This window comes from Streptomyces sp. NPDC054796, assembly GCF_053611545.1.
The window spans coordinates 72,177-85,783 of sequence record NZ_JBSHAO010000003.1 but is presented as its reverse complement, the minus strand read 5'-3'; the positions used below and the strand labels follow the sequence as shown (position 1 = coordinate 85,783).

Sequence of the window (13,607 nt, the reverse complement as noted above, 5' to 3'; positions counted from 1 at the left end):
GGCCATGGCGCTCACCCTCTACGTCGACACCGATCGCTGGCGGGCGCACCAGCAGTCTGTGATCCAGCGGTTCCCGGGGATCGTCCCGGTCTGCAAGGGCAACGGCTACGGGTTCGGCCACGAGCGGCTCGCCGACGAGGCCACCCGCTTCGGCTCGGACGTCCTCGCGGTCGGTACGACCTACGAGGCGGCCCGTACGAAGGACTTCTTCAGCGGTGACCTGCTGGTGCTCACCCCGTTCCGCAAGGACGAGGAACCGGTTCCGCTGCCCGACCGCGCTATCCGTTCGGTGTCCTCCGTGGAGGGCGTCGGGCTGATGCGCGGGGCGCGGGTCGTCATCGAGGTGATGAGCAGCATGAAGCGGCACGGTGTCACGGAGGCCGACCTGCCGAAGCTGCACGCCGCGATCGACGAGGTACGGCTGGAGGGTTTCGCGATCCATCTGCCGCTGGACCGCGCGGACGGCTCGGACGCGGTGGACGAGGTCATCGGCTGGATGGACCGGCTGCGCGCGGCGCGGCTGCCGCTGGACACGATGTTCGTGAGCCATCTGAAGCCGGACGAGTTCGCGCGGCTCCAGCAGCAGTTCCCGCAGACCAACTTCCGGGCGCGCATCGGCACCCGGCTGTGGCTGGGGGACCACGACTCGACGGAGTACCGGGGCGCGATCCTGGACGTGACGCGGGTGGCCAAGGGCGACAGGTTCGGCTACCGGCAGCAGAAGGTGGCCGGTGACGGCTGGCTCGTGGTCGTCGCGGGCGGGACGTCGCACGGGGTGGGCCTGGAGGCGCCGAAGGCGCTGCACGGGATGACCTCGCGGGCCAAGGGCGTGGCGCGGGCCGGTCTCGCGACGGTCAACAGGAACCTGTCGCCGTTCGTCTGGGCGGGCAAGCAGCGCTGGTTCGCCGAGCCGCCGCACATGCAGGTGTCGATCCTGTTCATCCCGGACGACGCGCCGGAGCCGAAGGTGGGCGAGGAGCTGCCCGCCATCCTGCGGCACACGACGACGATGACGGACCGCACGGTGGACCGCTGACGCGGTTCCTTACGCGGAGCACGCCCGCATACGGAAGGACCCCCGCGAGGCTCGCGGGGGTCCTTCCGTATGTGCGGCCCGTCAGGCCGGGTGGCCGTGGGTCAGCGGTCGACCTTGCCGTCGATGAAGAGCTGCACCTGCTCGCGCGCCTCGTCGTCGTAGAACTGCACGGGCGGGGACTTCATGAAGTACGAGGAGGCCGAGAGGATCGGGCCGCCGATGCCGCGGTCCTTGGCGATCTTCGCGGCGCGCAGCGCGTCGATGATGACGCCGGCGGAGTTGGGGGAGTCCCAGACCTCCAGCTTGTACTCCAGGTTGAGCGGCACGTCGCCGAACGCGCGGCCCTCAAGGCGGACGTAGGCCCACTTGCGGTCGTCGAGCCAGGCGACGAAGTCCGAGGGGCCGATGTGGACGTTGTCCTCGCCCATGTCGCGGTCGCGGATCTGAGAGGTGACGGCCTGCGTCTTGGAGATCTTCTTGGACTCCAGGCGCTCGCGCTCCAGCATGTTCTTGAAGTCCATGTTGCCGCCCACGTTGAGCTGCATGGTGCGGTCCAGGACGACGCCGCGGTCCTCGAAGAGCTTGGCCATGACGCGGTGCGTGATGGTGGCGCCCACCTGGGACTTGATGTCGTCGCCGACGATCGGGACGCCCGCCTCGGTGAACTTGTCGGCCCACTCCTTGGTGCCCGCGATGAAGACGGGGAGGGCGTTGACGAAGCCGACGCCCGCGTCGATGGCGCACTGGGCGTAGAACTCGACCGCTTCCTGGGAGCCCACCGGGAGGTAGCAGACCAGCACGTCGGCCTGCGCGTCCTTGAGCGCCTTGACGACGTCCACGGGCGCCGCGTCGGACTCCTCGATGGTCTGGCGGTAGTACTTGCCCAGGCCGTCGTAGGTGTGGCCGCGCTGGACCTGGACACCGGTCGGCGGCACGTCGCAGATCTTGATGGTGTTGTTCTCGCTGGCGCCGATGGCCTCGGCGACGTCGAGGCCGACCTTCTTGCCGTCGACGTCGAACGCGGCGACGAACTCGATGTCGCGCACGTGGTAGTCGCCGAACTGGACGTGCATGAGACCCGGGACCTTGCTGTCCGGGTCGGCGTCCTTGTAGTACTCGACGCCCTGCACCAGCGAGGCGGCGCAGTTGCCCACGCCTGCGATGGCTACGCGAACCGAACCCATTCCGGTTGCTCCCTGTGTGTTCTCGATGGGGTCCCGCTCGTCTGCGGGGCCTCTCAGGTGGTGTCGTCGGACGGATCCGGCGGGGTCGTACCCGGGTGCCGGGGCCCACCGCCCGTGTCTTCTGACTGGCGCTCGTCCGGCGCGTCCGCGCGCTGGTCGCGCCCTGCCCGCTCGCTCTCGATCAGCTCGTTGAGCCAGCGGACCTCGCGCTCCACGGACTCCATGCCGTGGCGCTGCAATTCGAGGGTGTAGTCGTCCAGGCGCTCGCGCGTACGGGCGAGGGAGGCGCGCATCTTCGCGAGCCGCTCCTCAAGGCGGCTGCGACGGCCTTCCAGTACGCGCATGCGTACGTCGCGCGAGGTCTGTCCGAAGAACGCGAAGCGGACGCCAAAGTGCTCGTCCTCCCAGGCGTCAGGACCTGTCTGGGAGAGGAGTTCCTCGAAGTGCTCCTTGCCTTCGGCCGTCAGCCGGTAAACGATCTTCGCCCGGCGTCCGGCGAGCGTCGCCGCGCGGGGGTCTTCCTGCGGGGGCGCGGGCTCCTCGATCAACCACCCCTGCTGAACCAGCGTCTTGAGGCAGGGATAGAGCGAGCCGTAGCTGAAGGCGCGGAAGACGCCCAGCGAGGTGTTGAGCCGTTTACGCAGCTCATAGCCGTGCATCGGCGACTCGCGCAGCAGCCCGAGGACGGCGAATTCGAGGATGCCGGAGCGTCTGCTCATGGTCCGCCTTCACCTCCGTAGCCACTGCCGTGTCCCGGTCCATCGTCGATGTATCGGGGTTTTATGTCGCGCTGATGTATCGGCTCGATACATCACGACGATAGGACGGGGGCGTGCGAACGACAAGGGGGAGCGTGGTGAGGGGATACACATCACTGATTCACCGCAGGCAACTTGAGTCAATTGAGGTGAATGTGGGTTAAGAAGGGTTTTGGAGCTGCGTAGTCTGTCCGCTGTGCAGACCACCACTGGGAACCGTGCGACGCGTGTGAGCGTCCTCGTCCTGGGTGCAGTGCGGTCGGTTCCGGGAACGTGGAGCGGCCGTACTCGGGGGGACCAGACGTCAACTGCCACCTTCAGGCGCGAGCGCCTGCCCGAGGAGTAGCTGTTCCACATGAGCGAGCACCGTCGAAAGCCGCCGCAGGGGCGCGGCCGACGCGCAGCGCAGCCGCCGTCATCCGGCCGCCGTGCCGCGTCGCCGCGAGGCGACACGGACTCCCCCGCCTCGTACGGCAGCCGCGCTGAAGCGCGCAAAGCGGCACAGCGCGGGGGCGGTCGCCGTCGCGCCGCGAACGCGAGCGCCGCGTCGGCCGCCGGGGCCGGGGCCGGAGCCGCCGCGGGAGGACGCGCCGCGGCCAGGGGAGGGCGCGGCCGAGGCCGTGGGGAGCCGCCCAAGAAGCGGTTCATCGACTACCCCCGTTCGGACAAGTACGGCGCCCGGCGCTGGGTCCCCTCCTGGAAACAGGTGCTGGGCTCCTGCCTGGCCTTCATAGGGCTGATCGTGGGCCTCTCCGGCATCGCCCTCGCCCTCGTGCAGGTGCCGGACCCGAACAAGGCGACCCAGCAGCAGAAGAACGTCTACTACTGGGCCGACGGCAGCCAGATGGTCGTCGCGGGCGGCGGTGAGCAGAACCGTCAGATCGTGCCGCTCTCCCAGATCCCCGAGTCCATGCAGAACGCCGTCATCTCCGCGGAGAACGAGACGTTCTACGAGGACAGCGGCGTCGACCCGATGGGCATCGCGCGCGCCGTGTTCAAGATGGCCACGGGCGGCGAGACGCAGTCCGGTTCGACGATCACCCAGCAGTACGTGAAGAACACGTACCTGGACCAGTCGCAGACCCTGACGCGCAAGGCCAAGGAGCTGTTCATCTCCATCAAGGTGGGGTGGTCGGAGGACAAGCCCGACATCCTCGCCGGGTACCTCAACACCGCGTACTACGGGCGCGGCGCTTACGGCATCCAGGCGGCGGCGCAGGCGTACTACCGCAAGGACTCCAAGGACCTGACGGCCAGCGAGTCCGCCTTCCTCTCCGCGACGGTCAACGGCCCGAACCTCTACGACCCGGCGGGCGGCATCGGTTCGGCGGCCACACCGGCGAAGAACACCAAGCGGGCCGAGGCGCGCTGGAAGTGGACGCTGGACCGCGAGGTGGCGACCGGCGCGCTGAGCAAGGCGGACCGGGCCAAGATCACCGAGTTCCCGATGCCCAAGCAGCCGAAGAAGTCGATGGAGCTGAAGGGGCAGACGGGTTACCTCGTCGACCTCGCCAACAACTACATCACCAACAACCCTGAGAGCGGCATCACCGACCGCCAGCTCAAGCAGGGCGGCTACAAGATCCACACGACGTTCGACAAGAAGCAGACGTCCCAGATGGAAAAGGCCGTCGCGAAGGTCAAGAAGGAGAACATCGACCCGGAGAAGCGCGACGTCGACAAGTACGTGCAGTTCGGCGGCGCTTCGGTGAAGCCGGGCGACGGTGCCATCACCGCGATCTACGGCGGCGAGGACGCGACCACGCACTTCACCAACAACGCCGACTACACCGGTGTCCAGGTGGGTTCGACCTTCAAGCCCTTCGTGCTGGCCGCGGCCATGCGCGACGGCGTGCGCGACCCCTCGGGCCCGGAGACGCAGCCCGCCAGCATGCGCACCCCGGTCTCGCCGAAGAGTGTCTACAACGGCAACAACAAGGTGAAGCTGCTCAACTACGACGGCACCACCTGGCAGGACAAGGACGGCGGCGAGTGGCTCCAGCGCAACGACGGTGACGAGGACAAGGGCCGCGTCAGCCTGCGCACCGCGATGCAGTTCTCCGTCAACACGCCCTACATCCAGCTGGGCATGGACGTCGGCATCGACAAGGTGAAGCAGGCGTCGCTCGACGCGGGCCTCAACGAGGACAGCCTCGCGCGCACCACCCCCACCTTCTCGCTGGGCACCTCGGCGCCGAGCGCGATCCGGATGGCGGGCGCCTACGGCACCTTCGCGAAGAGCGGTATCCAGGCCGAGCCCTACTCCGTGAACAAGGTGGAGCAGGACGGCGTCGTCAAGTGGAAGCACGAGAAGAAGACCGAGAGCGCCTTCGACTCCGCTGTCGCCGACAACGTCACCGACGTGCTGGAGACCGTGGTCAAGAGCGGCACCGGTTCAAAGGCCAAGGCCCTGGGTCGTCCGGCGGCGGGCAAGACGGGTACGACGGACGACAACAAGTCGGCCTGGTTCACCGGCTACACGCCGCAGATGTCGACGGCGATCGGCATGTGGCGGGTCAACGACAAGGCCAAGGTCCAGAAGTTCAAGAAGATGTACGGCGTGGGCGGCGAGGATTCGATCCACGGTGCGTCCTTCCCCGCCGACATCTGGACGCTGTACATGAAGGAAGCCCTCAAGGGCCAGCCGGTCAAGGACTTCCCGACGCCCGCGCCGATCGGCGAGAAGGTCTACGGCGACGGCGCCAGCCCGAGCCCGACGCCGACCCCGACCGAGACGGAAGAGGAGGAGGAGCCCTCCAAGTCCCCGACCCCGACCGAGTCGGAGACGTCCCCCTCCGGCTCGCCCGACCCCAGCGAGAGCTGCAAGTACCCCTGGGACTGCCAGGACGAGGGCCAGACCAGCGGCAACGAGGGCACCGACCAGGGCACTGATCAGGGCACCGACCAAGGCTCCGATCAGGGCAGCACGGCCGGTGACAGCGGCGGTGACACCGGCGATACCGGCGACACCGACGGCAACAGCATCTTCGGCCAGAACGGCAGCAGCCGCAGGGAGGAATAGCCGCGCGGAGAAACAGCCGCGAGCACCAGCGGCACGCGGTCCCCGAACGGGCCGCACGGGCGGACTTCCGCCCGTGCGGCCCGTTTCCCGTGTGCGGGCCGTTCCCCACGGGGAGGGTGCCCGTGGTCGCGGTCGCGCTGGTCGCGCTGGTCGCGCCCGGTGCCTCCGCGGGCGCTCAGGATGATGCGGCAGGATGTGCCCCATGACGAGCGCGCACCCCACGGACAAGGACACCGCTCCCGTACGTCCCACAGAGCAGGACGAGACCGCCGCCGCGGCCAGCGAGCTGATCGGCGGGCCCGTGGGCCGTCGCGCGCTCACCGGGGCCGGCTGGTGGACGCCGGTACGGGTCGTCGCCCTCGTGGCACTGGGCATGTACGCGCTGGGCATGGTGCAGAAGCTGCCCTGCTACAGCGGGAGTTGGTTCTCGGGGCAGACCAGCCAGTACGTACACGCGTGCTACTCGGACATCCCGCACCTCTTCGTGGGCCGTGGCTTCGCCGACGGGCTGATCCCCTACTTCGACCACATCCCCGAGAGCGTCTCGGGCGGCATGGACTACCTCGAATACCCCGTGCTCACAGGGTTGTTCATGCAGATCGCCGCCTGGCTGACGCCCGGTGGCGGCGACCTCCAGCACCAGGAGCAGCTCTACTGGCTGGTCAACGCCGGGATGCTGATGGTGTGCACCGCGGTGCTCGCCGTCTGCGTCGCCCGTACGCACAGGCGCCGCCCCTGGGACGGCCTCCTCGTCGCCCTCGCGCCCGCCTTCGCGCTCACGGCGACCGTCAACTGGGACCTGCTCGCCGTCGCCCTCACCGCCGCCGCGATGCTGATGTGGGCACGCGAACGCCCCCTGGCGGCCGGGGTGCTGATCGGGCTCGCCACAGCGGCCAAGCTCTATCCGGTGCTGCTGCTCGGCCCCCTGCTGGTGCTGTGCCTGCGCGCGGGCCGCTGGCGCGAGTTCGGCCGGGCGCTGGGCGGGGCCTTCGGGGCGTGGGCGTGCGTCAACCTGCCGGTGATGGTGCTGGCGCCCGAGGGCTGGTCGAAGTTCTACTCCTTCAGCCAGGAGCGCCCCGTGGACTTCGGCTCCATCTGGCTGATCATCTCCCAGCGCACCGGCAACCCCCTGGACGACGCCAACGCCTACGCGATGATCCTGATGGTCCTCGGCTGCGCCGGGATCGCCGCGCTCGCGCTCGCCGCGCCGCGCCGCCCGCGCTTCGCGCAGCTCGCCTTCCTCGTCATCGCCCTCTTCATCCTGACCAACAAGGTCTACTCGCCGCAGTACGTGCTGTGGCTGATCCCCCTCGCGGCGCTCGCGCGTCCCCGGTGGCGCGACTTCCTCATCTGGCAGGCGTGCGAGGTCATGTACTTCATCGGCATCTGGATGTACCTCGCCTACACCGGCAGCGGTGACAAGCACCAGGGCCTGCCCACCGAGGGCTACCAGCTCGTGATCCTCGTCCACCTGCTCGGCACCCTCTATCTGTGCGCCGTGATCGTGCGCGACGCGCTGCTGCCCGAGCGGGACGTGGTGCGCAGGGACGGCTCGGACGACCCCGGGGGCGGCGCCCTGGACCGGGCACCCGACGTGTTCACGCTGGGCCGGAGTGCCGAGCACGCGGGCACGGCCCACTTCGAGGGCAAGGGCACCTACGTCCGCTGGGGAACCCCGGCACGCTGAGTCCGGGCGCCCGCCGCCCCGGACCCGGACCCGGTCCCGGGCGCGGGGGCCGGGGGCCGGGGGCGATGTTTCACGTGAAACACGCGCCCTGTGTGAGGCGGCGCCGCGTGTGTGAAGCTGGGGCCATGAGCGCCGTCGGTGATCTCCGCACACTGCTGCACTTCCCCGGCTTCCGACGACTGCTCGCGGTGCGTCTCCTCTCCCAACTGGCCGACGGCGTCTATCAGGTCGCGCTCGCCGCCTACGTCGTCTTCTCGCCGGAGAAGGAGACCTCACCGGCCGCCATCGCCTCGGCCATGGCGGTGCTGCTCCTCCCGTACTCCCTGCTCGGCCCCTTCGCGGGCGTCCTCCTGGACCGCTGGCGACGGCGGCAGGTGCTGCTGTACGGGAATCTGCTGCGCGCGCTGCTCGCCGTGTGCACGGTCGCGCTGATGCTGGGCCCCGTGCCGGAGTGGCTGTTCTACCTCTCCGCGCTCGCGGTCACGGCCGTGAACCGCTTCGTCCTCGCCGGGCTCTCGGCCGCGCTCCCTCGCGTCGTGGACGAGGAGCGGCTGGTGATGGCCAACTCCCTCGCACCGACGGCGGGCACGCTCGCCGTGACAGCGGGCGCCGGGATCGCCTTCGTCGTACGCCTCGTCACGCCGGGCGCGGGCAAGGAGGCCGACGCGTCCGTCGTCCTCGTGGGCGCCCTGCTGTATCTGCTGGGCGGGCTCGCCTCGCTCCGTATGGCCCGGGACCTGCTGGGACCGGGCCCTGGGCAGGAGCGGCCCCGGCTGGCCCAGGCACTCTCCAGCACCGCGCGGGGCCTGGTCGCGGGGCTGCGCCACCTCACCGAGCGGCGCACCGCGGCGCTGGCGCTCGGCGCGATGACGGTGATGCGGTTCTGCTACGGGGCGCTGACGGTCATGGTGCTGATGCTGTGCCGGTACTCGTGGACCGACGGGGCCGCGGGGCTCGACGACATCGACGGCATCGACGAGGTGGGCGGCATCGACGAGGCGGGATCCGGAGCGGGAGCCGACGCCGGGGCCGGGGAGACGGCCGCCGCCGACGGGCTGAAGCTGCTCGGGCTCGCCGTGGGGGTCTCCGGGTTCGGCTTCTTCATGGCCGCCGTCCTCACACCCTGGGCCGTCGGGCGCGTGAGCCGGTTCGGGTGGCTGGCACTGTGCGCGGCCATAGCCGCCGTGCTGGAACCCGCCCTGGCGCTGCCCTTCGAACCGGTGCCGATGCTGGTGGCCGCCTTCGTGCTCGGCCTCGTCACCCAGGGTGCGAAGATCACGACGGACACGACCGTCCAGTCCTCCGTGGACGACGCCTACCGGGGCCGGGTCTTCTCCCTCTACGACATGCTCTTCAACGTCGCCTTCGTGGGAGCGGCGGGCGTCGCCGCGCTGATGCTGCCGCCGCACGGCCGCTCACCGGCGCTCGTGCTGACGGTGGCGGTGCTGTACGCGGCGGTCGCCGTCGCGATGTTTCACGTGAAACGGAGCGGAGTCAGGGCCCAGGACATCAGAACCCGCTAGGAGCCGTCAGGAGCCGCGAACCGTCAGGACCCGCGAGGAACCGTCAGGAGCCGTCCTCGTGTCCGGCCCACCACTCCTTGCCCCGCGAGGAACCGTCAGGAGCCGTCCTCGTGTCCGGCCCACCACTCCTTGAGCGCGGCCACCGCCTCGTCCCGCTCCATGGGCCCGTTCTCCAGACGCAGCTCCAGCAGGTGCTTGTACGCCTGCCCCACCTCGGGCCCCGGCGAAATGCCCAGCACCCGCATGATGTCGTTCCCGTCCAGGTCCGGGCGGATCGCGTCCAGTTCCTCCTGCTCCTGGAGACGCGCGATCCGCTCCTCCAGGCCGTCGTACGCGCGGGAGAGCGCACTGGCCTTCTTCTTGTTCCGCGTCGTGCAGTCGGACCGGGTCAGCTTGTGCAGCCGCGACAGCAGGGGCCCCGCGTCCCGTACGTACCGCCGTACCGCCGAATCCGTCCACTCGCCCGTACCGTAGCCGTGGAAGCGCAGGTGCAGCTCCACGAGCCGGGAGACGTCCTTCACCAGCTCGTTGCTGTACTTGAGCGCGGTCATCCGCTTCTTGGTCATCTTCGCGCCGACCACCTCGTGGTGGTGGAACGAGACCCTGCCGTCCTTCTCGAAGCGGCGCGTGCGCGGCTTGCCGATGTCGTGGAGGATCGCCGCGAGCCGCAGCGTCAGGTCGGGCCCGTCCTCCTCCAGGTCCATGGCCTGCTCCAGCACCGTCAGCGAGTGCTCGTAGACGTCCTTGTGCCGGTGGTGCTCGTCGCGCTCCAGACGCAGCGCGGGGATTTCCGGAATCACACGCTCCGCAAGCCCTGTGTCCACGAGCAGCCGCAGGCCCTTGCGCGGATCGGGGGAGAGCAGGAGCTTGTTGAACTCGTCACGCACGCGCTCGGCCGAGACGATCCCGATGCGGTCCGCCATGGCCGTCATCGCGGCGACGACGTCGTCCGCCACCTCGAAGCCGAGCTGCGCGGCGAAGCGCGCCGCGCGCATCATCCGCAGCGGGTCGTCAGAGAAGGACGCCTCCGGCGCTCCCGGCGTCCGCAGCTCCCTGCGCGCCAGGTCCTCCAGGCCGCCGTGCGGATCGATGAACGTCTTGGCGGGCAGCGCGACGGCCATCGCGTTCACCGTGAAGTCGCGCCGGACCAGGTCCTCCTCGATGGAGTCCCCGTAGGACACCTCGGGCTTGCGCGAGGTCCGGTCGTACGCCTCGGAGCGGTACGTGGTCACCTCGATCTGGAAGCTCTGCGGCGCCCCGCCCTCGGCTCCCTCGCCCGCGTCCTTGCGGAGGCCGACCGTCCCGAAGGCGATGCCCACCTCCCAGACCGCGTCCGCCCACGGGCGCACGAGCCGCAGCACGTCCTCGGGCCGGGCGTCGGTCGTGAAGTCCAGGTCGTTGCCGAGCCGCCCCAGCAGCGCGTCCCGCACCGAGCCCCCGACCAGGGCCAGCGTGAACCCGGCCGCCTCGAAGCGGCGGGCGAGATCGTCGGCCACGGGGGACACCCGCAGCAGCTCGCTCACCGCCCGGTGCTGGACCTCACTGAGCTGCTCCTGGGCGGCGGGAACTGGCTGTGTCAACTGGCTGTCTTCCTTGGCGTTCGGCACGACAGAACAGGGTACGTTGCCGCCTCCCGCGCGCTCGTACGACGGCCCTCGCGCGAGCGTGTGCGGCGGCACTCACGGGAGATGGCAGCATGTGGACCGAGCCGCGGCACTTCCACTGGTGAGGCATCGTTACCATCAGGGATTCAGAACCACCGGCACCCCACCTTCCAGAGCTTCCAGACCTTCCAGAGCTATCCACGACGACACGACGGGACGGACGAGCGCGTGGCCGAGGCGGCTGAGATTCAGGGCATCCCGACCGCTCCCCTCCGCCGGTGGCTGCGGCGCACCACGATCGCCCTCCTCGCCACCGCGCCCGTGCTGGGCGCCCTGGCGCCCCTCCCGGGCTCGGCGCCCGCCGCACACGCGGCACCCGCCGCCGCGCCCGCGACGCGCTCTGCGGACACCGAGGGCAGCGGTTCCCGTACGGCGGACCTGTCCGTGAACACCCTCACGCCCAGCACACCGGAGAAGGGCGACACCCTCACCGTCACCGGCACCGTCACCAACGACAGCAAGACGGCCATCACGGACGGCAGCGTCGCCCTGCGCATCGGCCCCAGCCTCGGCAGCCGGGGCGCCATCGGCCAGGCGGCCGAGCGTGAGAGCTATCTCTCCGGCGCCGACGGCAGCGAGATCGGCGGCAAGCGCGCGGAGAAGGTGGGCACCCTCCAGCCCGGAATCAGCCGCTCCTTCACGCTCAAGGTGCCCGTCAGCCAGCTCAAGCTGAGCCGCGACGGCGTCTATCAGGTGGGCGTCTCGCTGACGGGCAAGACCAGCAAGCGGCCCTACGACCAGCTCCTGGGCATCACCCGCAGCTTCCTCCCCTGGCAGGAGTCGGCGTCCCGCGAGAAGACGCGGATGACGTATCTGTGGCCGCTCGTCTCCACCCCCCACCTCACGGCGCGCACGGAGTCCGACGAGCAGCAGACCCCCGTCTTCCGCGACGACGAGCTCGCCCGCGACCTCGCGCCGGGCGGCAGGCTCCAGCAGATGGTGACGCTGGGCAAGGACCTCCCCGTCACCTGGGTCATCGACCCCGATCTGCTCGCCACCGTCGACGCGATGACGAAGCGCTACCGCGTCCAGGACGAGGACGGCGGCACCGTGGCGGGGAAGGGCCAGGAGTACGCGAAGCAGTGGCTCATGGACCTCCAGGACGCCGTGAAGGGCGAGGAGGTGGCGGCCCTCCCGTTCGGCGATCCCGACCTCGCCTCCCTCGCCCACCGCGGCAAGAGCGTCCCCGGCGCCCTCAGCAACCTCGGCCCGGCGACGGAGCTGGCCTCGGACACCGTCGAGACGATCCTGCACACCCGGCCCCGCACGGACTTCGCCTGGCCGGTGGACGGCGCGGTGGACTCCTCCATCGTCGACGTGGCCACCTCGGCGGGCGCGCACAACGTCATCGCGCGCGGCGACAGCATCCGCGACACGGCCCTCTCGTACGCTCCCACGGCCGCCCGGCCCATCGGGGGCGGCAACACCGCTCTCGTCGCCGACACGGGCCTCTCCAAGGCGTTCGCGGGGGACATGTCGCGCGCCGGTGCCTCCTCGAAGGCCGTGCAGCGGTTCCTGGCCGAGACGCTGGCGATCACCGCGCAGGCGCCCACGAAGCAGCGCAGCATCGTCGTCGCACCGCAGCGGATGCCCACCGCGTCCCAGGCGCAGGCCATGGCGACGGCGCTCAGCTCGCTGGACCAGAGCGGGCTGTGGACCGAGGGCCAGGACCTGTCGGACGCGGCGAAGGCCAAGCCCGACCCGAACGCCAACACCCGTGTCCCCGGCTCCGGTTCGTACCCCTCGGCGCTGCGCAAGCAGGAGCTGCCGACGGAGGCGTACGAGCGGGTGCAGCAGACCGAGGCCACCCTGGAGGACTTCAAGCAGGTCCTGACCCGCGGCGACCGCGTCGTCACCCCCTTCGGCACCGCCATAGACCGCGCGGTCTCCACCTCCTGGCGCGGCGACGCCAAGGGCGGCACCGAGTACCGCGAGTCGGTGCAGTCCTATCTGATCGGGCTGACGAAGAAGGTCCACCTCATCCAGAAGTCCCCGATCACCCTCTCGGGCCGCAGCGCGACGATCCCCGTCACGGTGCAGAACAACCTGGTGCAGGAGGTCGACGGGCTGGAGCTGCGCCTGAAGTCCAGTCGCCGCATCGGCCTGGACGTCGGCCAGAGCCAGCCGGTGAAGGTGGACGGCGGCCACAGCCAGTCCGTGAAGTTCACGACCTCCGCGAAGGCCAACGGCCGTTCGTTCGTCGAGGCCCAGCTCTACACCAAGGACGGCAAGCCCTACGGCAAGCCCATGCGGTTCCGGGTGAACGTCACCTCCATCACCTCGGCCGTCCTGCTCGTCATCGCGGGCGGCGTGCTGCTGGTGGTGCTGGCCGGGATCCGGATGTACACGCAGCGCAAGCGCAGGACCGGCCCGCCCGTCGACCCGGACGCGCCGCTTGAGCCCGCCGACTCCGGCTCCGGCTCTGACTCCGACGGTTCCGGTTCCGACGGCTCCGGTACGGACCCCGGCGCGGGTCCCGGTACGGACGGGCCGGGCGGCACGGGCGGTCCTGACCGCTCCGGCGGCTCCGGCGGTACCGGGGGCAGCGGCGGGGCCGGAACCGGCGCTCCGGACGGCAGGGGCGACGACCAGCGCGAGGACGAGGACCGGCGCCCCGAGCAGGACAAAGAGCACGCGGGTCACGGCTCGGACAGGGGCGACACCGGCCCGGAAAGCGGCGCCCGGTCGGCCGCGGGTGAGAAAGTGAACCGTTGAGCGAGCTGGGCGAGCAGG

The 13,607-nt window shown here is 70.2% G+C and carries 8 protein-coding genes; 5 read left to right on the top strand and 3 right to left on the bottom strand.

Annotated elements, in window-relative coordinates:
- Positions 1–4: 4 nt before the first annotated feature.
- Positions 5–1,036, top strand: coding sequence for an alanine racemase (locus ACWGJ2_RS03595; protein ID WP_453344278.1), 1,032 nt, complete (start codon positions 5–7; stop codon positions 1,034–1,036).
- Positions 1,037–1,137: 101 nt separating this feature from the next.
- Here ACWGJ2_RS03595 and ACWGJ2_RS03590 read toward each other — a convergent pair whose 3' ends face one another.
- Positions 1,138–2,220 (bottom strand): inositol-3-phosphate synthase, encoded by a 1,083-nt coding sequence (locus ACWGJ2_RS03590; RefSeq protein ID WP_453344277.1) that lies wholly within the window; start codon positions 2,218–2,220, stop codon positions 1,138–1,140.
- A 53-nt stretch (positions 2,221–2,273) separates the two neighbouring features.
- Positions 2,274–2,939, bottom strand: a complete 666-nt coding sequence (locus ACWGJ2_RS03585) for a helix-turn-helix transcriptional regulator (protein ID WP_453344276.1) — start codon at positions 2,937–2,939, stop codon at positions 2,274–2,276.
- 394 nt (positions 2,940–3,333) lie between these two features.
- On the opposite strand from ACWGJ2_RS03585, the gene ACWGJ2_RS03580 reads away from it, so the two are divergent.
- The 3 genes from ACWGJ2_RS03580 to ACWGJ2_RS03570 all read left to right on the top strand — a co-directional run bounded on the left by ACWGJ2_RS03580 (position 3,334) and on the right by ACWGJ2_RS03570 (position 9,210).
- The gene (locus ACWGJ2_RS03580; protein WP_453344275.1) at positions 3,334–6,000 is read left to right on the top strand and encodes a transglycosylase domain-containing protein; all 2,667 of its coding nucleotides are present in this window, start codon (positions 3,334–3,336) and stop codon (positions 5,998–6,000) included.
- A gap of 202 nt (positions 6,001–6,202) precedes the next feature.
- Positions 6,203–7,687 carry a glycosyltransferase family 87 protein gene (locus ACWGJ2_RS03575; protein WP_453344274.1) on the top strand — a complete coding sequence of 495 codons (1,485 nt, stop codon included), beginning with the start codon at positions 6,203–6,205 and terminating at the stop codon, positions 7,685–7,687.
- Positions 7,688–7,812: 125 nt separating this feature from the next.
- Positions 7,813–9,210 carry an MFS transporter gene (locus ACWGJ2_RS03570; RefSeq protein WP_453344273.1) on the top strand — a complete coding sequence of 466 codons (1,398 nt, stop codon included), beginning with the start codon at positions 7,813–7,815 and terminating at the stop codon, positions 9,208–9,210.
- A gap of 95 nt (positions 9,211–9,305) precedes the next feature.
- On the opposite strand, the gene ACWGJ2_RS03565 is transcribed toward ACWGJ2_RS03570, so the two are convergent.
- Entirely contained in the window at positions 9,306–10,817 is a 1,512-nt protein-coding gene (locus ACWGJ2_RS03565) for a CCA tRNA nucleotidyltransferase (RefSeq protein ID WP_453344272.1), read from the bottom strand.
- Positions 10,818–11,042: 225 nt separating this feature from the next.
- Between ACWGJ2_RS03565 and ACWGJ2_RS03560 the strand changes: the two genes are divergently transcribed.
- Entirely contained in the window at positions 11,043–13,589 is a 2,547-nt protein-coding gene (locus ACWGJ2_RS03560; protein WP_453344271.1) for a DUF6049 family protein, read from the top strand.
- The last annotated feature ends 18 nt before the right edge of the window (positions 13,590–13,607 follow it).